30 protein-coding genes are annotated in these 20,930 nt (G+C 71.7%); 5 read left to right on the forward strand and 25 right to left on the reverse strand.

Annotation, left to right across the window (positions count from 1 at the left end; translation table 11 throughout):
* Nucleotides 1-257 precede the first annotated feature (257 nt).
* The 8 genes from ACFC51_RS32450 to ACFC51_RS32485 form a co-directional block, all read right to left on the reverse strand.
* Nucleotides 258-836, reverse strand: a complete 579-nt coding sequence (locus ACFC51_RS32450) for a hypothetical protein (RefSeq protein ID WP_376532238.1) — start codon at nt 834-836, stop codon at nt 258-260.
* Entirely contained in the window at nt 833-1,009 is a 177-nt protein-coding gene (locus ACFC51_RS32455; RefSeq protein WP_376532240.1) for a hypothetical protein, read from the reverse strand. Before ACFC51_RS32455 ends, ACFC51_RS32450 begins: the two co-directional genes overlap by 4 nt.
* On the reverse strand, nt 1,006-1,362 hold the full coding sequence (locus tag ACFC51_RS32460; RefSeq protein ID WP_376532242.1) for an HNH endonuclease: 357 nt from the start codon (nt 1,360-1,362) through the stop codon (nt 1,006-1,008). The genes ACFC51_RS32455 and ACFC51_RS32460 overlap by 4 nt, the downstream gene beginning before the upstream one ends.
* Nucleotides 1,363-1,462: 100 nt before the next feature.
* A complete protein-coding gene (locus ACFC51_RS32465; RefSeq protein ID WP_376532244.1) occupies nt 1,463-1,936 on the reverse strand; it encodes an XF1762 family protein in 474 nt (157 codons plus the stop codon).
* The gene (locus tag ACFC51_RS32470) at nt 1,900-2,520 is read right to left on the reverse strand and encodes a hypothetical protein (protein WP_376532246.1); all 621 of its coding nucleotides are present in this window, start codon (nt 2,518-2,520) and stop codon (nt 1,900-1,902) included. Before ACFC51_RS32470 ends, ACFC51_RS32465 begins: the two co-directional genes overlap by 37 nt.
* Nucleotides 2,521-3,317: 797 nt before the next feature.
* Nucleotides 3,318-3,782: a hypothetical protein gene (locus tag ACFC51_RS32475; RefSeq protein ID WP_376532248.1), complete on the reverse strand. Its 465-nt coding sequence runs from the start codon at nt 3,780-3,782 to the stop codon at nt 3,318-3,320.
* A gap of 236 nt (nt 3,783-4,018) precedes the next feature.
* Nucleotides 4,019-4,363 (reverse strand): hypothetical protein, encoded by a 345-nt coding sequence (locus ACFC51_RS32480; protein ID WP_376532250.1) that lies wholly within the window; start codon nt 4,361-4,363, stop codon nt 4,019-4,021.
* Nucleotides 4,364-4,447: 84 nt separating this feature from the next.
* Nucleotides 4,448-4,816 carry a hypothetical protein gene (locus ACFC51_RS32485; RefSeq protein ID WP_376532252.1) on the reverse strand — a complete coding sequence of 123 codons (369 nt, stop codon included), beginning with the start codon at nt 4,814-4,816 and terminating at the stop codon, nt 4,448-4,450.
* Nucleotides 4,817-4,925: 109 nt separating this feature from the next.
* Here ACFC51_RS32485 and ACFC51_RS32490 point away from each other — a divergent pair, with 109 nt between their 5' ends.
* Nucleotides 4,926-5,303 carry a hypothetical protein gene (locus ACFC51_RS32490; RefSeq protein WP_376532254.1) on the forward strand — a complete coding sequence of 126 codons (378 nt, stop codon included), beginning with the start codon at nt 4,926-4,928 and terminating at the stop codon, nt 5,301-5,303.
* Here ACFC51_RS32490 and ACFC51_RS32495 read toward each other — a convergent pair.
* The 17 genes from ACFC51_RS32495 to ACFC51_RS32575 all read right to left on the reverse strand — a co-directional run bounded on the left by ACFC51_RS32495 (nt 5,294) and on the right by ACFC51_RS32575 (nt 15,609).
* Nucleotides 5,294-5,494, reverse strand: a complete 201-nt coding sequence (locus ACFC51_RS32495) for a hypothetical protein (protein ID WP_376532256.1) — start codon at nt 5,492-5,494, stop codon at nt 5,294-5,296. The genes ACFC51_RS32490 and ACFC51_RS32495 overlap by 10 nt on opposite strands.
* A 101-nt stretch (nt 5,495-5,595) precedes the next feature.
* On the reverse strand, nt 5,596-6,027 hold the full coding sequence (locus ACFC51_RS32500; RefSeq protein ID WP_376532257.1) for a DUF4262 domain-containing protein: 432 nt from the start codon (nt 6,025-6,027) through the stop codon (nt 5,596-5,598).
* A gap of 130 nt (nt 6,028-6,157) precedes the next feature.
* Entirely contained in the window at nt 6,158-6,583 is a 426-nt protein-coding gene (locus tag ACFC51_RS32505) for a hypothetical protein (RefSeq protein WP_376532259.1), read from the reverse strand.
* A complete protein-coding gene (locus ACFC51_RS32510) occupies nt 6,580-6,942 on the reverse strand; it encodes a hypothetical protein (protein ID WP_376532261.1) in 363 nt (120 codons plus the stop codon). The genes ACFC51_RS32505 and ACFC51_RS32510 overlap by 4 nt, the downstream gene beginning before the upstream one ends.
* A 101-nt stretch (nt 6,943-7,043) precedes the next feature.
* A complete protein-coding gene (locus ACFC51_RS32515; protein ID WP_376532263.1) occupies nt 7,044-8,381 on the reverse strand; it encodes a DNA cytosine methyltransferase in 1,338 nt (445 codons plus the stop codon).
* A 195-nt stretch (nt 8,382-8,576) separates the two neighbouring features.
* Nucleotides 8,577-8,957, reverse strand: a complete 381-nt coding sequence (locus tag ACFC51_RS32520) for a hypothetical protein (RefSeq protein WP_376532265.1) — start codon at nt 8,955-8,957, stop codon at nt 8,577-8,579.
* Nucleotides 8,958-9,040: 83 nt separating this feature from the next.
* Nucleotides 9,041-9,514, reverse strand: a complete 474-nt coding sequence (locus tag ACFC51_RS32525; RefSeq protein WP_376532266.1) for a hypothetical protein — start codon at nt 9,512-9,514, stop codon at nt 9,041-9,043.
* A 29-nt stretch (nt 9,515-9,543) separates the two neighbouring features.
* Nucleotides 9,544-10,389, reverse strand: a complete 846-nt coding sequence (locus ACFC51_RS32530) for a hypothetical protein (protein WP_376532268.1) — start codon at nt 10,387-10,389, stop codon at nt 9,544-9,546.
* 78 nt (nt 10,390-10,467) lie between these two features.
* Nucleotides 10,468-11,295 (reverse strand): hypothetical protein, encoded by an 828-nt coding sequence (locus ACFC51_RS32535; RefSeq protein WP_376532269.1) that lies wholly within the window; start codon nt 11,293-11,295, stop codon nt 10,468-10,470.
* A 127-nt stretch (nt 11,296-11,422) separates the two neighbouring features.
* Nucleotides 11,423-11,683 carry a hypothetical protein gene (locus ACFC51_RS32540; protein ID WP_376532271.1) on the reverse strand — a complete coding sequence of 87 codons (261 nt, stop codon included), beginning with the start codon at nt 11,681-11,683 and terminating at the stop codon, nt 11,423-11,425.
* 82 nt (nt 11,684-11,765) lie between these two features.
* Entirely contained in the window at nt 11,766-12,215 is a 450-nt protein-coding gene (locus ACFC51_RS32545; RefSeq protein ID WP_376532273.1) for a hypothetical protein, read from the reverse strand.
* A 92-nt stretch (nt 12,216-12,307) separates the two neighbouring features.
* The gene (locus tag ACFC51_RS32550; protein ID WP_376532275.1) at nt 12,308-13,105 is read right to left on the reverse strand and encodes a hypothetical protein; all 798 of its coding nucleotides are present in this window, start codon (nt 13,103-13,105) and stop codon (nt 12,308-12,310) included.
* Between the two features lie 89 nt (nt 13,106-13,194).
* A complete protein-coding gene (locus ACFC51_RS32555; RefSeq protein ID WP_376532277.1) occupies nt 13,195-13,590 on the reverse strand; it encodes a hypothetical protein in 396 nt (131 codons plus the stop codon).
* Between the two features lie 167 nt (nt 13,591-13,757).
* Nucleotides 13,758-13,988 carry a hypothetical protein gene (locus ACFC51_RS32560; protein WP_376532278.1) on the reverse strand — a complete coding sequence of 77 codons (231 nt, stop codon included), beginning with the start codon at nt 13,986-13,988 and terminating at the stop codon, nt 13,758-13,760.
* Complete coding sequence (locus tag ACFC51_RS32565) at nt 13,985-14,545, reverse strand: hypothetical protein (RefSeq protein WP_376532280.1); 561 nt, start codon at nt 14,543-14,545, stop codon at nt 13,985-13,987. The genes ACFC51_RS32560 and ACFC51_RS32565 overlap by 4 nt, the downstream gene beginning before the upstream one ends.
* An 80-nt stretch (nt 14,546-14,625) precedes the next feature.
* Complete coding sequence (locus ACFC51_RS32570; protein ID WP_376532282.1) at nt 14,626-15,084, reverse strand: hypothetical protein; 459 nt, start codon at nt 15,082-15,084, stop codon at nt 14,626-14,628.
* Nucleotides 15,085-15,153: 69 nt separating this feature from the next.
* On the reverse strand, nt 15,154-15,609 hold the full coding sequence (locus ACFC51_RS32575) for a hypothetical protein (protein WP_376532284.1): 456 nt from the start codon (nt 15,607-15,609) through the stop codon (nt 15,154-15,156).
* Between the two features lie 272 nt (nt 15,610-15,881).
* Here ACFC51_RS32575 and ACFC51_RS32580 point away from each other — a divergent pair, with 272 nt between their 5' ends.
* The 4 genes from ACFC51_RS32580 to ACFC51_RS32595 all read left to right on the forward strand — a co-directional run bounded on the left by ACFC51_RS32580 (nt 15,882) and on the right by ACFC51_RS32595 (nt 20,786).
* Entirely contained in the window at nt 15,882-16,157 is a 276-nt protein-coding gene (locus tag ACFC51_RS32580) for a hypothetical protein (protein ID WP_376532286.1), read from the forward strand.
* Nucleotides 16,158-16,348: 191 nt separating this feature from the next.
* Complete coding sequence (locus ACFC51_RS32585; RefSeq protein WP_376532287.1) at nt 16,349-19,342, forward strand: hypothetical protein; 2,994 nt, start codon at nt 16,349-16,351, stop codon at nt 19,340-19,342.
* A gap of 169 nt (nt 19,343-19,511) precedes the next feature.
* Nucleotides 19,512-19,865 carry a hypothetical protein gene (locus ACFC51_RS32590; RefSeq protein WP_376532289.1) on the forward strand — a complete coding sequence of 118 codons (354 nt, stop codon included), beginning with the start codon at nt 19,512-19,514 and terminating at the stop codon, nt 19,863-19,865.
* 102 nt (nt 19,866-19,967) lie between these two features.
* On the forward strand, nt 19,968-20,786 hold the full coding sequence (locus ACFC51_RS32595) for a hypothetical protein (protein WP_376532291.1): 819 nt from the start codon (nt 19,968-19,970) through the stop codon (nt 20,784-20,786).
* Nucleotides 20,787-20,930: the final 144 nt, after the last annotated feature.

The raw sequence follows: 20,930 nt of genomic DNA on the forward strand, positions 1-20,930 counted from the left end.
TCAGAGGCGCCCTCCGTGCACAAGCACTGACCTGCAGCGGAGCACGGCGAACGCGACACCCCTGACGACGAGGACCCGCCCATTCGCGTCCCGAGCCATCTGTTGACCGGTGGCTGGGTTGCTGGGGGTGTCCGTCGTCGCGATCCGCCCGAAGCCAAGGTTCGGGGCCTGGGGGATCCGGGTGACCCACAGAAGGAACGGGCCCAGGCGCAGGCCTCGAGGGGCACGCACACGGCGCTGCATCGTGATGCGGGGACTCACCGGACACCGCCCTTCCGCTGCGCCGCGCGTTCGGCCTTCCGCCGCTGGTAGTCGGCCCAGTCCTTCCGGGGGAGCAGCGCACACACCATGAGCGACACCGGACCGAGGATGACCTGCAGGCCGCTCCGTTCGGCGTTGGCTTCCGGCCCGTACCGGGTGAAGCCGATCGCGAAGATCGGCGGGTAGTTCCTGCGGCTGACGAGGAACACGCCGGCGGTGAACCGGCCGACGTCGACGAAGTGCGGCCGCCGAACCGACAGCAGCAGATCCAGCCCGAAGTACACCGCGGCGTCGATCGGGCCGAACAGGTACCAGAACGCGGCGGCCCCGACCACCCGCCCCGCCCACTCGCCGACACGGAACGTCCTCGAGTGGGCCACGGAAGCGGGCGACTGGAACCACACGGTGCCCGGCAGCACGTCCAGGTGGTCAGGGTCGTCGTCCGGCCACGACCAGTGGCGGCCGTAGTCTGCGCTCGGGGAAGCACCGTGGAGACCGTCGTGCTTCGCCAGACGCGCGCACTGGATACCAACGGCGAACCCGGACCATGCCGGGCACTGACGGCGGCGCCTCATCGCCGCCCCCAGGAGAACAGGAAGTCGAGCATGGCCTCGACGACTCCGGCGACGCCGTAGGCAACCCATCCCGGCTCCGACCCCGTCAGCGCGCGGCCGCGGGCGGCCCGCTTGCTGCGCTCGACCGGGACGTACGTCTCCCGGCCCCTGGCACCCCACAGTCGGCGCCTCATCGGGCGGCTGCCGCGGTCGTGCAGCGGACGCCGTCCGGGGTGAGCCGGTACTCGCTACCGTCGGGGTACCGCACGAGGACCTCGCCCGGGAGCTGCGGCCGACGCACCTTCCAACCGGCCGCATACGACTCCCGCGGGTTGTCCTCGAACCACGAGTTGCACACCGTGCAGACGAGCAGCAGGTTGTGGGCCTGGTTGATCCACTCCTCCCGGGCACCGCCCATACCGCGGTTCACGCGGTGGTGGATCGTCAGGCCTTCCCGGGTTCCGCATCGGACGCAGGCGCCGCCGTCGCGGTCGTAGACGATCACCTTCACCGCCTCGGTAGGGCCGGTTCGTCGTCGTGCCTTCACAGCACTGGTCTCCTCGACTGCCCCGGGGGCCGGACCGCGGGGAGCGCGGCCCAGGTGAGCGCCCCCGGAGCGAGAGCCGGACCATGCACAGCGACGGCGCTTAGTGTCCTGACGCCCCCACGGCGGGCCGTGCATCCCACAGGGTGCGGGCCACACCGTCCGTGCCGTTGCCGCTGCGGGGGCGGCTCTGGCAGTCCCATCCCCGCCGCGGCGGTCGCCGGGCCACGACGGTCCAGCCGGCCGCGCGGAGGCTGGCGCCCGATTCACTTTCCTGCGTGTACGTGATCAGCCGGGTGTACCCGAGCGCCTTGGCCGCCCGCCACGCTGCGCCGTACAGCAGGCTGTTGGCGTTGCGCACACCGTCGGTCGCGGTCCGGGTGACCTCGAGGGTCTGCCCGTCGTCCAGGTGACGGGCTACCGGCCGCCCCACCATGGCGACGGCCCGCAGCACGCCGGTCTGGTCGGCCGCGCCGACGTTGAATATCGAGCCCGCGGGCGGCTTGTGGTGCCGGTGCCAGGCGGCGACGAACGCGTGCCCTACACGGGGGCGGTGACCGGCCGGCGTGCATTCCACTCCTCCACTGCCCAGGCCACGGCGTGGCAGGCGTACAGGTACCGGGCGTCGTACTGGTACAGGTCCCAGTCACTTGTGTCGAAGCGGAAGGCGTCGTGCTCGAACGCGGCTGCGGACGCCAGGATCCCGTCTGCCGTTTTCAGGTCGGCGGAGGCGTCCGGGGAGAAGAACGTCGCCTCGACCTGCTCGGCAAGGTCCGGGTACTGCTCCTCTGCCGCCTTCACCGCGTCCCGGATGTAGCCGGTGGCCCGGTCCGCCCCCGCATATACGAGGACGGAGTCCCGGCCGTTGGCCAGGAAGCCCGCCCACCGGTCCGGTTCCATCTGCCCCTGGAAGGCGCTCAGAATGTCGTCCTGGAAGCGCCGGAAGACGTAGCCGCCCACGGTGCCGTGGAAGGTGAGGCAGCCCGGCCATGTGACGACCTCGAACCACAGCCCTTCGTGACACGTCACCCACAGATGCCGGTTCGGCCCCTTGTCCTGCAGGAAGTCGAATGTCACGGACCTTCGCACCTTGTCCGCGAGGAAGATCTTTCCGACGCGATCAATCTGCGCGGCGGATGCGCCGTCAACGAGGTCGAGCATGAGACTCCCTCTCGGATTTGCCCCGCAGACATTCCGCGCGGCCCTGCTGGGGAACGACCGCCGTCCTCGCAGAGTGACGGGAACTGGGCCAAAGGGGAGTTTCGGCCACGGTGACGCCTGTTTGAGCCATGTTGGGGAGTGGGTTTCCTTGCGCAATCCGGCTTCTGCACTGCGCAGATGCCGGGATCGGAATCGGACAGCGTCGACGGCCGAAACCCGGTAGGGCTGCGCGGCGTCCGTCGGAGACGCTTCGTCTCATTCGAGCCGGTGACGCCGTCGACTGCCTTCGGGCTACGTGGAAATGGCGCCCGATCCTGTACGGAAACTCCGCGAAACCCCACCAGGAAGTGACACTCACCCCTGAACCTTTTGAGGACTCTGACCTGGGAAAATAGCCCAACGGGAAGGGTGTCCCGCCATCTCTCGGGAGTGTGCAAGATGCCGTTCGGAGCGCAATACCGCACTCCGGAAACCGAGGGGAAAACATGCAGACCATCCTTGTGGCCACCATCCCGGCCGTGCTCTCGGCCGCCGCAACGATCATTGCCGCGCGGATCACTCAGCGCGGGCGGAAAGCGGACACCAGCAGCACCGGCAAGTGACGTGAAGCCGAGACCGGCGCTGCGCGCGGTGGCGGTCTCGGCAGGCGCACGTAAGGCCCCGCGAGGAGCACATCCTCGCGGGGCCTTACGTTCTCTGCGCGCGGGCCAGCTGTCAGCTGCAGTGCGCGCTGTGCCGGGCAGGTCCCGGTGACGTGATGCGGATCCGGGGCAACACGTCAGCTCACCTCTGCCGGGTCAGGCTGGGCGCAGTGCGGCGAGACCCCGCTCGAGGGCGTCGAGCATGACCACGATGTCCTCGATCTTCACGTAGGAGATCCCGAACGTCACGGTGCCGTCGTCGAGGACGTCGAACTCGAACTCGGAGTAGTTGGTCTCGTCGTCGTAGAAGTACCGGCCGGGTTCGGCCTTGGCGAAGCCGGCGTCGCCTTCGTCGAACCAGCCACTACCCCACGTCTCCGTCATGGCGGCGCCGACAGCAGCCCTTGGGACGCGCTCGAACTCGAGCGTGGCGCGCCCGTGGTCGTCGAGGCAGACCTTCCCTTCCCCCTCTCCCGGCTCGTCCCAGCGCAGGGTCGGCCCGTAGCACCGGCATCTGGGATCGGACTCGTCCAGGGCGGGGAACGCCGCGGTGAACGCGTCCTGCGCGGCGCGTTCGTGGACGGTCCACGCCCCACGCCAGTCGTGTAGTGCCTGGGTCACGTGCGGTTGCACGGTGCTCCTCTCCGCCCGCGGCGCGGTGCCGCCTGGTGCGGCTGGGGGAACGCGGCGCGGGCAAGGCGCGCACCATGCCGGCAGTGGAACCCTTACGTCCGCTCCGGACGTGCCGGGGCACCCCCGGCGACCTGCCCACACCTTCCACGCGGAGGGGTGGAAACGGCTGCGCCCCGACCGTGGTTCGGCCGGGGCGCAGCATCAGGGAGAGCGCGGGAGCAGGGTCATGCACCGGAGCCGGCGAAGAACCCCCCGCCGGTGCCGCTGGAGGCTCCCGCAGGGCCGCCGGAGGGCTGCGGGTCGGGGTCGCTTCCCCCGCTGGTGCCACCCTCGGAGACACCGCAGTCGGCGCACGGCGTGGCCGACGGCTCCCCGGGTGTGGTGGGGCTGGTCGTCGGGGGCTTCGTGGCGGGGCTGCTCGTCGTCGGGGTCGGGCCCGGTGTGGAGCTGCCGTCGTTGGCGTAGATCACGCCGAGCGTGAAGCAGACCGCACCGACAGCCACGGCCGCGATCACCACGGCGACGGCAATGAGGGCCTGGCGGCGGGGGCTGAGGGGCTGAACAGGCATGAGGGGAGACCTTCCGTGCGAGGTACTGGACCGGCGGACCGTGCACGACCCGGGCGTCTTGTGTCGCGGGCGCCTGGGGGCTGCTCAGCGGGCGGGACGAGGCGGCGCGGCCGGGGCCTTCACCGGCGGCGCCGGGGCCTTCACCGGCGGCGCCGGGGCCTTCACCGGCGGCGCGGGGGCCTTCGCCGCGGGGGCCTGCTGCCGGGGCTTCTGGGCGCTGCTCCTGGAATCGTTGGTAACAGGGGCGGGCACGGTGCCGGGGCTGTACAGCTGGCACGTCGCCGGGTTGAGCGGGGTCACGGACACCGCGGGGCACACGCCGCGGGGCGCGGCCTGGTCGTCGTCGAAGGCGCGGGCGGCCTGCACGACCAGGCAGACGAACAAGATGACGAGACAGGTGATGACGACGGCCAGGCGGAGCGTGCGGTCGGGCGATACGGGCGAGGTCTTCACGGCATGGGCCTTCGGCTCGAGGAGTGAGGATGCGCATCGTGCGGACGCCGACGCCTTGTGTCGCCCGGGGCCGGACGGGCTGCCGGGGCGGGCCGTTTACGCTCAAGGGATGAGCACGATTCCGGAGGCGCAGCCGGCGGCGCCGTGGCGGCCGGAGGACGGGCCCCGGCCCACGGTGTGGGTGTGGCCGCGCGGCGACCGTCCGGCGCTCCGGGTCCGGTCGGCCGGGCGGTGGCGGTACGCGAAGGTCGTGGCCCGCCAGGACTGGTCCGACGGCACGGTGCGCTACCAGGTCGAGGTGGACCTCGACGGATCCACGAACGTCACTGTCTTGACGTACCAGTGGCCTCAGCCCGGGTTGCGGACGGCGCACGGGAGCGCCTCGGAGCCGTCCAGGACGGCCGGGGAGACCCAGCAGGGTGGATTGGCCGCGCTGGTAGCCCCGCAGGTCGCGGGCGGGGCCACCAGGCGCTCCGGCTACAGGTAACGGTCGAGGAGTTCCGCGCCGAAGACGTTGCCGCGCCCGGGCAGCGGGGTGTCCGTGAGCTTGACGCGGGCGGGGCGGCCGTCCACGCGGACGGTGACGACAGCACCGGCCGGGGCCACGTGACGGAACGGAGTGGGGTCCTCGCCTTCCTCGTTGATCACGAGGTAGGTGCGGGCGGAGTTCTGAGCCATCGTTCGGCCTCTCGAGCGGGGGCGCCCCCCTGTGTGGGTTGCCCTTCACCCCATAGGTGCGCTCGGCCCGTGTCCGACAGCAGTCCCCGCGAACTTCTTCGTCACAGGAGCGCCTGGCGCGGTTCGTCGACGTTCCCCTCCCCGGGGAAGCGGCCCCACGCGTCGGGCCAGAGGACTTGCCAGACGGGCACGTCGACGCCGAGCTCGGCCCGGATGCCCTTGAGGGCGCTGGTGTCGTCGACGGGCCGCAGGCGGACCTTGAAGCCCACCAGGACGTCGTCCAGCTCCAGCCCATCGGCCGGGGCCAGGTCGTCCGTCACGAGCTGTGCGACGGCACCGTTGAGGATGGCGCACGCCAGGTCTGACGGCAGACCGGTCAGGGCGAGTTCGTAGGCCTGGCCGGGCCGGACGCCGAGCCCGACGGTGTACGCGAACAAGGGCTCCTTCCCTTCCGGGTCGAAGATCCACAGCACGTCGTGGCTGTGCTTCCCGTGCAGCGTCGAGATGTCCGAGGTGAGGTCGTCGGTGGGCACGTGGCGCTCCTGGTGTCGGGTGCAGGGGCGCGTAGGTGACCCGGTGCGGCTGGTTACCGTCCACACACGGCGGCGGCCGCCGACCCGGGGGCAAGGGGCGGCGGCCGCGCGGTGCGGGCCCGGGAACGGCTCACGCGGCCTTGTCGACGTCCTCCTGGTCCAAGACCGTGCGCTGCCCGTCCGGGACGGCGCCCGGGGCGTACCGGAGGGCCTGGCGCGCCTTGACCATGTCGGGGCCCTTGACCCCTTCCTGTGCGCAGCGCGCCCACCACGGGTGGCCGTAGACGGTCGTCGCCGCCTCGAGGAGAGCCGTTCTCAGCCGGTCGTACTCGGCGGTCTCCTCAGGCGTCCACCCGGGCGACTCGGGCCGTCCCTCGTGCTCCCGGCCCCGCTCCTCGACCTTGGGCCAGCCGGGGTGAGGCTCCCGGGACCAGGGCAGCGTTGCCGCGTGGGCCTCGAGCTCGGCGGCCAGGATGACCGTGTCGCGCTGGGCAGCGACCAGGTCGGCGGGGAAGTCGTGCGGGTCGAACGGGGGCGGGGAGTCGGGGGTGCTCATACTTCGGAGCCTAGTTCGAACGGCTGACAGGCATGCGGTCCCGGCGCGCCGCTCATGCCGGCGTCGGCCCTTGCCAGGGCGGCGGACAGGGCCTCGGCGCACGAGACCGGGACGTGCACGGTGACAGGCGGGTCGAGGCGCTCCACAAGGGCCTCGGCGAGCCGGTGGCGCAGCCGCTGTTCGATGTGGGTTCGGAGGGGTGGATCCGCTGCGATGTGCTCCCAGGCAACACGGTCCACCTGGTCCTGAGCGGTGAAGGTCTGGCCGTCCACGGTGACCGTGGCGGTCAGGATGACGGCCCGGTCGTGCGGATCGGAGCCCGCGTCGAAGGCAAGGCGGAATGCGTCACGGGTGCTCATGTGAGGAGGAACGTCGGACGGCGCGATCTGTGACAGCCCCGGCCCCAGGAACGGCAGATGCCCGGCCCCGTGGTGCCGGGGCCGGGCATCTGCCGGGTCGGTCAGGCGGTCAGGTCGAAGTCGTCGTGTTCGTCAGGGCCGAGGTAGTAGTTCATGCGGTAGTGCTGGTCCTCGTAGTCGAGAACCCGGGCCCTCCAGGGGATCCCCAGGACGGCGGAGAGGACGGCGGCGGCCATGACCGGGGAGACGACGTCGGCGGCCTGCTGGAAGGCGCTGGTGCGGCTTCCCTGCCACGGGTACGAGGCGCGGAACCCGACGAGGAGACCGGCCTCCTGAACGGTGAGGCGCAGACCGTCGCTGACGCGCTTCCACGTGCGGGCCTTGCCGGTGAGGCAGTTGGACGGCTTGTCGGTGGAGAACTCGTTCCCGCCCTTGGCCCGTCCGGTCGTCGGGTCGACGGGCCGGGCGCCCCGGGTGTTGATCCGCTCGCCGGGGCCCCAGCCGAGCGCCTCCGCCATCGTGGTGACGGGGATGTCCTTCGGCATGGCCCAGGCGCGGGTGCAGCGGGCGGCGAGGAAGAACAGGCGCTCCCGGCGGGATGCAAGACCGAACTCGGAGGCCTCCAGGATCCGGGCGTCTGCGAACTTCCACTCGCCGCTGTCGAGACCGCCGGTCAGTTCGAGGCGGATGTCGTCGACGATCTGCTGGGGCAGGCGGTGGGACTGCTCCATGGCGAGGAACTCCAGCGGGGCGCCTGCGGCCCGGAGCCCGTACGCCCATATCAGGAGCTCCGCCATGAGGCCGATGCGGCCGTCGGTGAGGGGGGCGAGCTGGGCGCGCAGTTCGTCCCAGGTGACCCCGGAGCGGGGGGCGTAGCCGTCGTGGTAGCCGAGCTCTTCGCACAGGTCGAGGTCGTCGCAGTCGTCGCCGCACTCGTAGTCGCAGTCCTCGACGAGGCAGAAGCCGCCCGCCTCCGAGGTCTGGGCGAGGACACGGCAGAGGGTGAAGATGTTCGCCGCTTCCTGCCCGGAGTGCTTCCCGGCCGGGGAGAAGGAGGGGCAGGGCGGGGAGACGATCAGGCCGCGCGTGTAGCGGAGCGCCAGGTGCTCGGGGTCCAGGGTGGTGATGTCGGCGCAGATGCGGCGGTGTCCGGCAGCACGGGCGGTGGCGCAGGCGTCGGGGGAGATGTCGACGCCGCAGGAGTCGACGGCCGCGCCGAGGACTGCGGCGATGCCTTCGGACCAGCCGCCGGGACCGGCGAACAGTTCGACGATGCGGATCGGGTCGCCGGGGAGCGGGGCGAGCAGCCACTCGGCGGGCCAGGGGTTCGCGGCGGTCTCCAGGACGGCGAACACCTTGGGCGGTATGGGGAGTCCCGACTTGCGGGCGAGGGTGGCGACGTGGATCGCGGTGGCTACCGCCGGGGGCAGGATCCTCATTGGGTGCCTCTCTTCGTGGTCTGTCGGCGGTGCTCTCCACCAACACCCAGAACAGTACACCAATGTCAATTCATTGGGTTGTGAACAGGCAAAACAGATCGAACTTTTACATGGGCTGCACGTTCGGGCGGGCATGGGTGCGCCCGGCTCCCCAGGACGGCGGAACCGGGCGCAGCAGCCGGACGGAACCCGCGGTCAGCCGAACACCGCGGCGTACTCCGCCCGGATCCCCGCGGCTGCCGTCTCGACGTCGTCCCGCAGGTCGAGACCGGCCCGCTTCAAGTCGTCCAGCAGCTCCCCGGGCGACGGGTCGTCACCCGCATCGTCGGCCGCGACATGCCGGGCCACGGCGCCACGCATCACGGCCAGGTCGGACTCCGCGACCAGAAGGCGGCGCAGGATCGACGGCAGGGCCACCCGGCAGTAGTGGCCGAAGTGCTCGTCCGTGTGTAGCCCACGGGACGCCTCGGCATGGACTTCGGCGGTGTCCACCACGGCGGTGATCGGCGCGGGCGGCCCGGGGCGCAGCAGCGCGTCCAGGGCGGCGAGCTGCTCGGGCGGGGCAGGGGTCAGCACGGAGGGCTCCGGTTCAACGAGGGGGCAGAGCAGGGGAAAGCGCCCGGGGCGGCTCGTGCCGTCCCGGGCGCGGTGGTGCAGGGTCAGGCCGTTTCGCCGGCCGGGGGCGCCGGTGCGACGGGGATGAAGCGGAGGGGCTCCTCGGCTTCCCCCTCGTGCCGAAGGTCCCCGGGGAGCTCCGGCAGGTGGTCGTACGGGGCCAGGAAGTCGATGCGCCTCAGCAGCCACAGCAGCGCCCCGGGGTCGGTCGGGTCCTCGGCCGTGCTCTCACTCCACAGTGCGGCGAGCTCGGCGGGCAGGGCCCCGGGGAAGAGCTCGCACCCGTCCCAGTGCGCGCCGCTCCACAGGACCTCCCCCGTGGTGTCACGCACCGAGTTCAACGTCAGCTCTTCGTAGTCGGACAGTCCGGCCGCCCCGTGAAGAACAAGGAACGCACCGGTCGGAAACAGGGCGTGCATCGTGGCGGAGACGAGCGGGAGCATCGCGTGAGCGGCGGTCAGCACCTGCTCCTCCGCCTCCTCAAGGGCGGTATGCATCTCGCTGAGCGGGCGCAGCACGGGCGGGTCCTTCCTGAGCAGTGGGCGGGTCAGCGGGCGAGGTGAGGGGCGAGCGAGACCAGGAGGTCCACGCCGACGCCGTGAAGGTCGACGGAGGCCGGGGCGGTGTCGTGGGCGCGGGCCGCCGGGTCCAGGGCCGGGGCCGCGTACCCGTACGGGCCGGGCCGGGTACCGAACGCGATACCGCCCCCTTCGGTCTGCTCGATGTCGACGCACCGGGCCAGGTACGCGCCGATACGCCGCTGGAGCCGCCCACGCACACCCTCAGGGGCCTGCTGACGCCCGCCGTTCGGCTCGGGCAGGAAGTGGGCCACGGCACGCTCCACAGCGCGCACAGGACCCTGCATCTGGATGTCGCACACAGGGTTCGTGCCGTGCATCGTCACCGAGAAGTTCAGGCCGCCCGACCCCCACGCCAGAGTCGACGTGTCCATCAGGAGCCCGACCCGGTTGTACGTGGCCGCCCCCTGGGCGCGCATCGCCGCTCCGATCTCGTTCAGCAGCTCCAGACGCCCCATCACACGCGGGCCGCCGACGCGGGCTCCGGCGACTTCGTCGTCGACGACAGGCAGCACCAGGCGCAGCACCTCACGGGCGACCGGTACCGGGTCGGTCCGGGAGAGACGCAGGTCGGGTTCGTACGGGGTGCGGCCGGGGAGCTCCCACGCAACTTCGGTGTCCCACGGGCGCGCAACGACGATCAGGGCACGCCCGCACTGTTCGAGGCGGGCAGCGGGCTTCGTCGTCCACCAGGCCGTGGCGGGGGTGACGGTCCAGGGCTGGCCGGCACGGGCGGGGAGCAGGCCGGCCAGGCGCTCACCGAGGGACAGAGACGGGCAGGCGGTGCGGGCGGGGGCGGTAACGGTCGGACTCATGGCAGCGGTGCCTTTCTGAACGCGGCGGGGGCCGCGCCCCGGGCCGTGGTGGACCAGGGACGCGGCAAGCGGGGTGGGTTAGGCCAGGTGCGAAACGGCGGTGAGCAGCAGGTCTGCGCCGAGGTGGCCGAACTCCGCGATGACCGGGGTGGAGTCGTCCATCTCGTCGGGGGAGTGCCCGGCGTCGGGCAGGGCGACCAGGCCGCGCGGGTTGGCCTGCGTGCCGAACTCGACCTCCCACCCCGTCAGGGGGCGGAACTGCGGGAACCGGTCGCACAGGTGCCGCGTGAACGTGCTCCCCGCGTCGTCGGGCTCGTATCCACCGGCGGACGGCAGCAGGACCGGCAGCACCCCGTACAGGCCGCCCACGGGCCCCTCGTAACTGAGGGTCAGGTTCCCCGACGCCCCGATCACTCCCAGGGTCCAGTGGGCGCCCTTGTCGGCCTTCCACCTGATGGCGACACCGTCGGCACGCTCCAGGACCTGCGGGTGCGCCCCGTGATCGATCAGCGAGTAGGCAACCTCGTTCAGCTCCGGCGCCATGTCGACGACGACCTGCTGCCACCCGTGGGCGTGGATCGTCGCGTCGGCCCTCTCCCGATCCAGGCCCGGCAGGACGGACCGCAGGATGTGCGCGGCGAGAGCGGCAACGGGGTCCGGGTCGGTCGCGAAGACGGCGATCACGGGGGTGGTGGGGAAGTCGTCGGGCCGGTCGAGGTAGATCTCCACGATGCCGCCCTGTTCGACGACGATCAGGGCCCGGCCGTGGTTGGTGATGCGGGACATGGCCGCGTTGGCTCGGATCCCGTACGGGGCCGGTCCGACCTTCCACGCCTGGCCCCGGCGGGCGGGCAGGAGCGCGGCGATCGGCTCGGCGGTGGTCGCGTGGGCGATGGCAAGGGTCACAACGGGTCCTTCGGTTCGTGGTGTCCGGCTCGGTGCTCTCCGGCCGGGTGATGTGGTCATGCGGGTGGGGCTTGTGTCGCGGCCGGCCGGGAGCGCGCGGTGTGCGCGGCCCCGGCCGGCCGGACGGTCAGGCGGTGCTCGGCTCGTAGCCGTGCACCTGGTCGATCAGGTCCGTCCCCTCGTGCTGGACGTACTCGTCGTAGGCGCGCTGGATCGCCCGCCTGTGGGAGTCGACGTCGAAGGTGGCGGCCCACGCCATGCCGTCGGTGTCGTCCTGGTCGTCGACCAGGCTGTCGGTCGTGGCTTCGTCGCCATCGTCGACCCGAAGGGATTCCTCGATCAGGAGGTTCCCGCCGTGGTCCCAGCGGCCCAGCAGCAGCGTTGCCATCGGGGCTGTCCTTTCTGGGGGTGTGCCGCTCCCCGGGGCAGCTCGTGAGCCAGGCCCCGGGGAGCGGCGAACCGGGGGAGGGTCAGACCTGCGGGGCGTCGGTCTTGGCCGGGGCGTATCCGGTGATGGCACGGATCGCGTCGGCGTACTTCTCGGCGAGGTAGTCCAGGCCGTCAGCGGAGCAGGCCAGGGCGAGGTGCACGCCGTGGTCCCACTCGTGGAAGTCCTCCGGCAGCTCGGGCGACTCCGGCCAGCCGTCGTCCTCGGAGCGGGAGAACTCGACGCAGAGATCGGCCTCGTAGTCGACCTGGAAGGTGAAGGTAGCCCCGTCGGGGCCGGACACGGTGCCGGTCGTTCCCCAGGCCCCGGACTCGGCCGTCCAGCCCTTGCCGAGGAGGCGGGCGACGGCGCGGGCGACGTCGGAGACGGCGAACGGGTACTCGACGCCGGGCGCCGGGGTGTAATTGCCGTCCTCGTCGTACAGGTCGTCGACAACGGGGGTGGCGGGGGCTTCGGGCTGAACAGTGGTCATGACGGTGTTCCGATCTCTTCGTGGTGGCCCGGCGTGCTCTCGCCGGGGAGTAGGGCGGGTGGGCGCGGCTTGCGTCGCGCCCACCCGGGGCGTCAGACGAAGGTGGCGTGCAGTTCCTGGGCGGCGGTGGCGGCGGCGTACTGGTGGTCGTCGCAGGTGCCGATGGTCACGCCGAGGTAAGACACCATCCGGACGGCGGGGTGGGTCCGGCCGGCCGCGCTGATGTGGCAGGGCAGTTCCCGGCGGCGCAGCGGGTAGGTGAGGGTCTTGCCGTGCGCGTCGTGGGCGCGGCGCAGCGCCATGGCCGTGTCCGGGAACGGGATCTCGACCACGGCGGGGGCGGTGGGCCGGTTCCCGGGGCGGGCGGTGCCGACGGCGGCGGAAGCGACGACCACGCTGTGCCGCCGGTGGAGCTCAAACACCACGGTGAGGATGGCGGCCACCGACTCCGGGGCGGTGATGCCCTCCAGGACGCCGTGCATGACCGTGAGCCGGACGAAGAGGTCGTCCTCCTGGGCGGTGAACGGGGAGCCGCTGGGAAGGCCGGAGGCGGGCACCTCGATGGCGTCGCGGAACATCGGGGCGGTGACGTACTGGGCGAACCGGGGCGGGAAGCCGAGCGTGGGGTGTTCGGCGGCCAGGTCCTCGGCGGTGTGCAGGGCCATCGACGCGTCGAGGTCCAGCGCGTTGGTGATGGTGATCCCGTCCAGCTGCTGCGGCTCTTCGGTCTCCAGCGAGTGCGCGGTGGTGTCGAGAAGTTCGGCGATCTGCGCGGCCGCGCGGCCCGTCTCGTTGTTCTGCATCACGGGCCAGGCGGCACGGGTGCGGGCGATGGTGGCGATGGTGCGGGCCCGGTGGGCGGCGGCAAGGGCGGTGGGGTGTGCAGGCATGGGTGTCTCCGGTCTCCGGCGTGAACGGGTGGGCGAGGGTGGGGCCGGGGCGCGGGTTACGTCGCGCGCCCCGGCCGGCCGGGGGTGGGTCAGGCGGCCAGGAGGGCGGCGCGGAGCGCCTTGCACTCGGCCTTGCGCGGCTTGTACGCGGCGGCGAGCTGGGCGACCTGCTCACGGGTGTACCGGTAGACGGTCTTCGCGAGGGTGGTGGGGCCGGTGAGGGAGCGGCTGACGCGGACGCGGTGCCCCTTGACCTTGATGCCGATCTTCTTTGCAGCGTTGCGCAGTCCGGCGGAGACGGCCTTGATGGTGGCGGCGTCGGGGGCGGTGCCGGTGGCGAGGATGTGCGTGGCCAGGGAGCGGGGGCCGGTGCGGACACGGCGGGCGGCGGTGGCGATGGCGCGGCGGGCGGAAGCGGCGGCGCGGTTGGTGCGGGTGCGGTCGCGGAGGACGGCGGCGGCGCGGCGGGCGTTGGCAGATGCCATGGGGTGCTCCTCGGTTCGTGGTGTCGGCGGTGCTCTCCGCCAACAAGAAAAACGATACACCAATGTCAATCTGATGTGAAGCCATGCCCGTAAGAATCTGCGTTTCCGCACGTGAGACGCGCCCAACCCCTCGACGACGGGCGGACGCGTTCGCATTGGCTGACTGTTCAGAGATCTTCGAAGAGGCTGTCGGGCTGAGGGGCGCGGGACGCGGCCGGCCTGCGGGCCCGGGTGACGGGGCGTCCGGTCGGCTCCTCCCCGAACAGGGCATCCGTGCCGTACGCGTCCGGGACGGCAGGCACGGGCCGGGGCACGGCGTCGGCGTCCACCAGGACGAGCGGCTCGCCCTCGTCCTCCTTGAAGTCGGAGCGGCGCATGCCGGTCCAGTCGCGGCTCATCGTCCGGTCTCCTTGTTCAGGTCGATGGTGACCGTCGCGTCACTGCCCCCGTGGTGGGCCACGTTCAGGACCGGCGGCCACGCGCTGCGCACGTCGGCGTAGCTCTGGAACTGCTCGTAAGCGAGCCACGCGGCCTCCAGCGGTGTGGACGCCTCGAACTGTGCCTCCCACATCACGGTGAACTCCCGCAGCCCGTCGGGGTCCTCCGGAGCGGGCGGCACGGGGGAGCAGCGTGGTACCACCAGCATCCAGTCATCGGGGTCGACGGCGTACGGGTCCCCGTCGCGGAGCTGTATGCGGCCGTCGTCGACCGTGACGGGCGCGGCGATGAACTCGTATCCCCAGTAACCGCGCAGACGCTCCAGCGGCGCCGTGCGGTCTACGAAGCGGGCGGTGTCGAGCGTTCCGACCCACCGGTCACCGGGGCGTACGTCGCGGGCGCGCAGCGGGCGCACGGCGGCCTGGTCGGACGAGCCGTAGAGACTGCTCCACGCGGGGACCTTGGGCAGGGTGACGCCTGACAGGGTCGGGTCGAGGTCGAAGAAGACAGCGGGCATCGTTCCATCCTTCGGGTGATCGGCGGGTTCCCCGGGGCGGCACGAGGCACACCCCGGGGCTGTACGGCGTTCTGCGGGGCTCAGCGGGGGCGGGTGTCCGGGAGCTCCCCGCAGGTCGTGGTGACGCCGAGACGCCACCACCGGGCGCGCTCCGACCACCGGCCCGTCCTCGGGTCGTACTCGGCGCGGACGAACTCCGGCACGCGGATACCGAGATGCGTACGCGGCGCACCGGGGTACAGGTCGACGGGCAGCGGCTCCGGCTCCGGCCGAGGCGCGGTGATCGCGTCGGCCACTTCGTCAGTGAGGCGACCGGGGCCCCAGTCGTAACCGGGCACCGGCGCGGTCGTCTTCCAGAGGCCGAGCCCGCCGGCCGGATCGGTATAGCGCAGCTCCCACGTGACGCCCTGGTGGACGACGTCGTACGTGAGGCGGGTTCCCTCCTTCACCGTGGGCTCGAAGGCGACACCGGCGGCCGTGAGGGCGGCGCGCAGCTGCTCGGTGTACTTGGCGGGGATGCTGCGTGGCAGGACGGACACGGGGGCCTCTCTCGGCGGTCAGGGGCCCGGGGCGCGGGCGGCGCGCCCCGGGCAGGTGCGGACGGGGTGTCAGTGGCGCGGGGCGTGCTCGCGGTACTCGGCGTCCAGGGCGTCAAGCGCGGCCATGAACTCCGTGGTGCCCGGCTTCACGTCGAGGCCGAGCACCACGGCGCGGCCGGCGGGGATGTCGACGCGGGAGCCGTCGGCGTTCTCCCATCCGTACGGGGCGCGGCTGGCTACCGTCACGCAGAGCTCAAGCGCTGCTCCGGCTCCTTCGCACTCCGGCGGGACGTCGGCGCCGCACAGGCGGTTGCCCATGGTGTGGCAGTCGAAGCCGGTCTCGTCCTCTTCGATCCGGCCGTCGCCGTTGTCGTCGCCGGGGAGCGTGGCCGTGACGGCGGGGGTGGGGGCGGCCGAGGTCAGGGCGGCCGAGGGGCCGAGGGCCGCGACCGTGCCGAGGAGGGCGGTGGCGAGTCCGGCGGCGAGGAGCACGGCCGGCCGGGGGATACGGGTCAGGAAGCGCACGGGTGCAGTCCTTCGTTCGTGGTACCCGGGGTTGCTCGCCCCGGGGCCGCCGTAGTGGCGTGGCACAGAACCTACAGACACATGGCCGAACATGCAACCAATGTGAATCACTGAATCGGCGAAAGGGGAGTAGAAGCCTCTCGAACAGGCATTATTGAAGTTCTTCGGTCGTGACCCTTGCATTGAATTGACATTGGTGTACTGTTCTTCTCAGCGGTTCACCCCGCCACCCCGGAGAGCAACCGGGGCCACCACGAACGAAGGAGCCCACCGTGGTCACCCTCGCGAAGACCCCGCAGGTCCTGTTCTTCCTCGCAGTCGTCGCCCACCCCGGCACCGAGAACGCGAAGGTTCACCGCCTCGCCCTCACCAAGGAAGAGAGCTACGACGCGCTGCTCCAGGAAGTGGACCTCGAAGCCCGCGCCATCGACGGCGGTGAGTACCACATCGTCATCGCCGGTGACCGGTCCGCCGCCCACACCGCAGCACTCCAGGGCGGCACCAGCGAAGCGATGCTCGACCTGTGGCTGAACCAGCAGGGCGTGTAAGCCCACCCGCACCGCCCGCCACCACGGCGGGTGGTGCGCCCCGGCCCCCATCGCGCCCGCGCGCGATGGAGGGGTCCAGAAAGTACAGAAAGCCGCGCGTGCTGGGTCCTCCTGGCGCGACGCAAGGGGTCTTGGCCCCGCCCACTTCCCGGCGAGAGCAACGCCGGACCACGAATGAAGGAGCTCCCCTGATGCTGACCGCTACCGCCCGCGCCGAGCACATGGCGCAGCAGATTGCCGGCTGGGCCCGTCTGCACAACGACGGGGTTGTGACGGCTCGTCTGGTGGATGAGCTGATGTCCCGTGACCGTGAGACGGAGCAGGGGAAGGCGAACCGGGTCACGGTGTGCCGGATCCTTCGCGCTCAGGCCGAGACGGGGGGCTACCGGGTGATCCTGACGGAGCGGGACCGGTACTGGGCGATCCGGGAGCAGCTCCACCACATGACGCACGCCGAGGTGACCGCGCTTGTGGAGAGCATCGCGGACGGTGGCGACTCCGACCTCCGTGGATGGGACACCACGCTGACGGAAGCGATCGGCGCGCACCAGAGCGCCCGGCCGGCCCCGGCGCGCCTGTACGGGTGCAAGCCGGTGACGATCCGCCTGTGGGATGAGGTGGACCCGTACAACGCGCTGATGAGGTCCCTGTGCGACGCGGACCTGAGCAATGCCACCTATGACGTCACCTCGACGAAGGACGGGGTGGAACGGGTCTGCCCGCCGCAGGAGGGTAAGCGGCTGGCCCTCGCGGTGGGGATCAAGCACGGCGACGGTGCCCGCACGGAGGGCAACGCGGACAGGTTCACGGTGGACTGGCGCGGCGTGAAGAACGGCCCGGGGGACGTCGTCTTCACCTTCCAGCGCCGCACCGCGCGGGTGGCCGAGGAGCCGCGCCCGCAGAGCATCAGCGAGGCCGTGAAGGCGTTGGGGTTGTCTCTCGGTGATCTGGTCCAGTTCCCGGGCCGGGTTGTGGAGACGGACGAGGGGCGGGAGTTCGCCCCCAGTGGGTACGGGCACCTGCGGGACGTGTGGCGGCTGAGCGGCGGCCAGGTGGTGGCCGCCGTTGAGGGGGAGGACGGGAGGCGGGACGTGCCGCTGCTGTCGGACCTGCGCCCGCTGCTTTGGCACATGCGGACGGTGAACGGCGGTACTCCGGAGCGCATTCCGTCGCTGGTCGCCCTGCGGGAGATCAACAACGCGATGATGGGTGAGGGTCGCAAGGGCGTGCGGGAGATGTCGGCGTCCGGCGGGGACGCACGGATCGTGTACCGGGACGTCCGGGGGGAGGTGTGGCTGCGGCCGGCGACGTCCGCCGAGATCGCAATGGAGCAGAAGCCTGAGAACGAGCGGTACGCCTACGGGGACCGCGTCATCGTCCGGGGCACCTTCTACCGGCCCGAGACCCGCCGTACGTACGTCCTGGAAGAGTACGAGGGCACGGTGGCGAACTGGGTGGGCGCCGGGTGCTACAACGTCCGTGCCGTGGAGCCGGACGAGGACGGCGTCACGTACGGCGTCCGGCAGTGCCGGGTGCGGGAGCTGCGCCCAGTCCCGCCGACCGTCGACGACGTCGTCGACGCCCCGCACGACCTCTACCTCAACGGGGAGCTGCGTCACCGGGGAGTGCCCGCCGATCGGATCCGGCGCATCGTCCAGAACCTGCGGGGCAAGCGGGCGGTGTTCTTCCAGGACCCGGCCGACCAGGCGATCGTCACGCAGAACGCCCGGTACGCGCCGCAGCGCCCCGCCGGGCCCTCGGAGCCGGCCGGGGAGCCGGAGCCCCAGGTGTGGAGCGAGAAGGACATCCGCCTCGCCCGTGGGTTCGCGGCGAAGTGGCGGGCGGAGACGGTCCTTGCTGAGCCGCCGGTGGAGGCGGAGACGACCGACGAGGCACTGGCCCGGTGCTTCGCGCACACGATTCGGCCGATCCGCCCGGAGCTGTACCCGCTGGTGCGGGAGGAGCTCGCCGGATGGGACGTCCGGATCGCTACCGAGGAGAAGCCGGAAGGGGAGCGGTACGCCCCCGGGGACGTTGTCATCGTTCGCCCCGTCGTGCTCGACCCGGAGACCCGGGCGCGCCGCGTGCTGCCGGAGTACACGGGCGCGGTGGCGGAATGGGACGCCCCGTACTACATGGTGCGCGCCCTGGTCGACGACGAGTACGGCTTCGACATCAGGAAGGCCCCCGTTGACGAGATGCGCCCGGCCACCGTGGAGGAGCGCGCAGACGTTCATGCCCGGGTCCGTGCGAAGCAGGCAGCGAAGACGCGCGAGGAGAGCGCCCTCCTCGAGGCGCAGAAGCTCGCCACGAACCGGGTGATCGAGGAGCGGGCCCGTGCCGTTCTGGAGGCCGGGGAAGACCGGCCGGCCGTGGAGGGCGGCGCCGGGTACGTGTTCCGGACCAACCACAACGCGGTGTGCTTGCAGGGCGTGGACGCGCACGGTGCACCGTGGGATGTCCTCATGGACGGGTACGTGGCCCGGTTCGAGTTGAAGGGCTGGAGCGTGAGGCCGGGACGCGGGTGCCACGGTGCGCACCTGGTACTGCTCCCGCCGTACGAGGACGCGGAACGGCTTGTCCGGGAGGGAGCGCACCGGCGGGAGATGGCGGAGGTCCTCGCGGAGCTGTCCGGACCGATCGATGACGGGTTGAGGACGGCCCTTGGTGAGATGTACGCGGTCGTCGCCGAGGGCACGGCGGTGCCCGTGCGCGCTGACAAGCTGGTCATCGGGATGGACGTGGTGGCCGCTGTCCGCCTCGAGGACCGCATGGTTGACACGATCAGCAGCCACACGGGCCCCGGCGCCCCGTGGGTGCGTGTGTCCTGGGTGACCCGCAGCCACGCCGACAGCGTCATCGGCGATGCTCGAGTGTTCGGGCCTGGCGATCACCTGGTGGTCACGGTCGATTCCCTCACCCGCCTGTTCGCTCCGGTGAGCCTCCGTGAGCTGACGGACCTGGTGGAACAGCTCCGCGCTGAGGAGGAAGCCGCCCCCGCGTACCTCCGGCCCGAACTGGTCGAGGCGAGGGCCGACGTCGAAAGGGCGTGGGAGGCGTTGCGGGCCGCGCCTTCCTCGGCGGCTGGGGAGGACGCCCACGACAGGGCGAAGGGCGCCGCAGCACGCGCCCGGGGCCAGATCCTGACCGCCGGGGTTCGGTGGGGCGGGACGCGGCCGGCCTGACCTGCCAGGCGCCGCCCACCGATCAGCGTGGGCGGCGCCTCGGGGGCGGTACAGCCTCCGGGCCCTTTCGAAGCCCTGAAATCCCCTCTCTCGGCCCTGCTGGCGCCGCCCCGGACGTGTGATGCGTCCGGGCGCTGCGGGCCGCTCTCAGGAAGGCACAGCCCCTCTCATGTCCGCGCTTCCCCCTTGGCTCCGTTCCCGTCTGGCCGATGACGGGTCACCGGCGACGTTCGTGTCGTTCGCCGACGACGTCGCCCGCCGGCTGGGCCTGCCGACCGCACGGCCGCTGAACGACCGCCAGCGGAGCTATGACACCGACCGGGTGTGGATGCTGTGGCACGCCACCCGTGGCGGAGCGAAGCTCACCCTGGAGCGGCCGAACACGGAGATGCGTGACGCCCTGGTGCTCATCGTCGAATGGCACCAGGCGCCCGACCCGGCGGTCGTGGCCGCGATGGTCCGGGCGTACATCCGTGGCGGCCGTCGCCCCAGATGGCCGCAGCGTCTGTTCCGCCGACGCTGAGACAGCTGCACGCGCCCCCTTGTCTGCCGTGCCCGCAACCCCGTGGGCACGGGTCCCCTGCGGCGGAGAGCTACCGCCGCACTGCGAAGAGAGGAACCGCGCATGAGCGCGTTCGTTGAGATCCCCCGCCCGTACGAGTCGGCCCCTGGTCGGTTCACCGTCGACCTGGTGTTTCCGGCGGCGTCGAAGAGTCGGGCGGAGCAGCACCACGACGTGGCGTGGGCCCTGGCCGGCGTGCACGGTGTGGAGGCGTGGACGCCGTTCAAGGTGAATCCGCGGTGGTCGGTGTACGAAGAGAACTGGGGCAACGGGGAGCGGCACGGGTGGCAGGACCGGCGGCGCCTGACGGTCGAAGGCGGGGCGCGGGCGGTCGCCGGGTACCTGGTGGCCCTGGTGCGGGTCCTGGAGGAGGTCGAGGCTCTGGCCACGCGGGCGGTGCGGGTGTTCGGGGCGTGGAGGCGGTCCGTGGCTGCTGAGCCGCTCTTGGAGTTCGAGGATGCGTCGACGCTACGCACGCGGGCCCGGGTGTTCCGTGCGGACGTCCTGCGGGCCCTGGTGCAGGGTCTCGGCGCTCCGGGGCGGGGCGCGGCAGTGCGGGACAGCTCCCGGCCGTTGTGGGAGCAGTACGGGGCGGTTGCCGAGGAGGTGCGGGCCGCCGTGGGCGATGTGGACCTGGTGGCCGTTCAGGAAGCCGCGGTGACGGTGTACCTGGTGCAGATGCTGCCGGAGTCCGTGGCCGGGCGGGCGGTGGTCGCCGAGGCGGAGCGCCTGGTGGTCGAGGAGGTTGCCCGGGTCGAGGAGCAGGGGTTCGCGGGGGCGGGTCAGATGGAGCTGTTCCCGGGGCCCGTGGCCGGCGGTCCGGTCACCGCCGGGCGGTGGGCGGTGGTGCCGGACCGTCGCCGGTACGCGGCTGCGGCCTGACAACCCTCAGACTCCACACGGCACGACGGTAAGCCAATGTCATTTGTGAGGCTCGAAGGGCCCGATTTACAGGCAACCCCTTGCGTCAGATTCATATTGGTGTACTGTTCTTCTTGTCGGCGGGAGAGCAACCCGCCTCACCAC

Origin of the sequence: Streptomyces sp. NPDC055962, assembly GCF_042270185.1 — a bacterium.
GTDB lineage: Bacteria > Actinomycetota > Actinomycetes > Streptomycetales > Streptomycetaceae > Streptomyces.

Excerpts from the sequence above, each read along its gene's own strand:
- ACFC51_RS32565 (WP_376532280.1), bottom strand. The coding sequence starts at position 14,545 with ATGCCCGCTGTCTTCTTCGACCTCGACCCGACCCTGTCAGGCGTCACC.
- ACFC51_RS32560 (WP_376532278.1), bottom strand. The coding sequence starts at position 13,988 with ATGAGCCGCGACTGGACCGGCATGCGCCGCTCCGACTTCAAGGAGGAC.
- ACFC51_RS32545 (WP_376532273.1), bottom strand. The coding sequence starts at position 12,215 with ATGACCACTGTTCAGCCCGAAGCCCCCGCCACCCCCGTTGTCGACGAC.
- ACFC51_RS32530 (WP_376532268.1), bottom strand. The coding sequence starts at position 10,389 with ATGAGTCCGACCGTTACCGCCCCCGCCCGCACCGCCTGCCCGTCTCTG.
- ACFC51_RS32480 (WP_376532250.1), bottom strand. The coding sequence starts at position 4,363 with ATGCCTGTTCAGCCCCTCAGCCCCCGCCGCCAGGCCCTCATTGCCGTC.
- ACFC51_RS32450 (WP_376532238.1), bottom strand. The coding sequence starts at position 836 with ATGAGGCGCCGCCGTCAGTGCCCGGCATGGTCCGGGTTCGCCGTTGGT.
- ACFC51_RS32495 (WP_376532256.1), bottom strand. The coding sequence starts at position 5,494 with ATGGCTCAGAACTCCGCCCGCACCTACCTCGTGATCAACGAGGAAGGC.
- ACFC51_RS32470 (WP_376532246.1), bottom strand. The coding sequence starts at position 2,520 with ATGCTCGACCTCGTTGACGGCGCATCCGCCGCGCAGATTGATCGCGTC.
- ACFC51_RS32540 (WP_376532271.1), bottom strand. The coding sequence starts at position 11,683 with ATGGCAACGCTGCTGCTGGGCCGCTGGGACCACGGCGGGAACCTCCTG.
- ACFC51_RS32595 (WP_376532291.1), top strand. The coding sequence starts at position 19,968 with ATGAGCGCGTTCGTTGAGATCCCCCGCCCGTACGAGTCGGCCCCTGGT.
- ACFC51_RS32585 (WP_376532287.1), top strand. The coding sequence starts at position 16,349 with ATGCTGACCGCTACCGCCCGCGCCGAGCACATGGCGCAGCAGATTGCC.
- ACFC51_RS32455 (WP_376532240.1), bottom strand. The coding sequence starts at position 1,009 with ATGAGGCGCCGACTGTGGGGTGCCAGGGGCCGGGAGACGTACGTCCCG.
- ACFC51_RS32590 (WP_376532289.1), top strand. The coding sequence starts at position 19,512 with ATGTCCGCGCTTCCCCCTTGGCTCCGTTCCCGTCTGGCCGATGACGGG.
- ACFC51_RS32505 (WP_376532259.1), bottom strand. The coding sequence starts at position 6,583 with ATGAGCACCCCCGACTCCCCGCCCCCGTTCGACCCGCACGACTTCCCC.
- ACFC51_RS32550 (WP_376532275.1), bottom strand. The coding sequence starts at position 13,105 with ATGCCTGCACACCCCACCGCCCTTGCCGCCGCCCACCGGGCCCGCACC.
- ACFC51_RS32490 (WP_376532254.1), top strand. The coding sequence starts at position 4,926 with ATGAGCACGATTCCGGAGGCGCAGCCGGCGGCGCCGTGGCGGCCGGAG.
- ACFC51_RS32510 (WP_376532261.1), bottom strand. The coding sequence starts at position 6,942 with ATGAGCACCCGTGACGCATTCCGCCTTGCCTTCGACGCGGGCTCCGAT.
- ACFC51_RS32515 (WP_376532263.1), bottom strand. The coding sequence starts at position 8,381 with ATGAGGATCCTGCCCCCGGCGGTAGCCACCGCGATCCACGTCGCCACC.
- ACFC51_RS32555 (WP_376532277.1), bottom strand. The coding sequence starts at position 13,590 with ATGGCATCTGCCAACGCCCGCCGCGCCGCCGCCGTCCTCCGCGACCGC.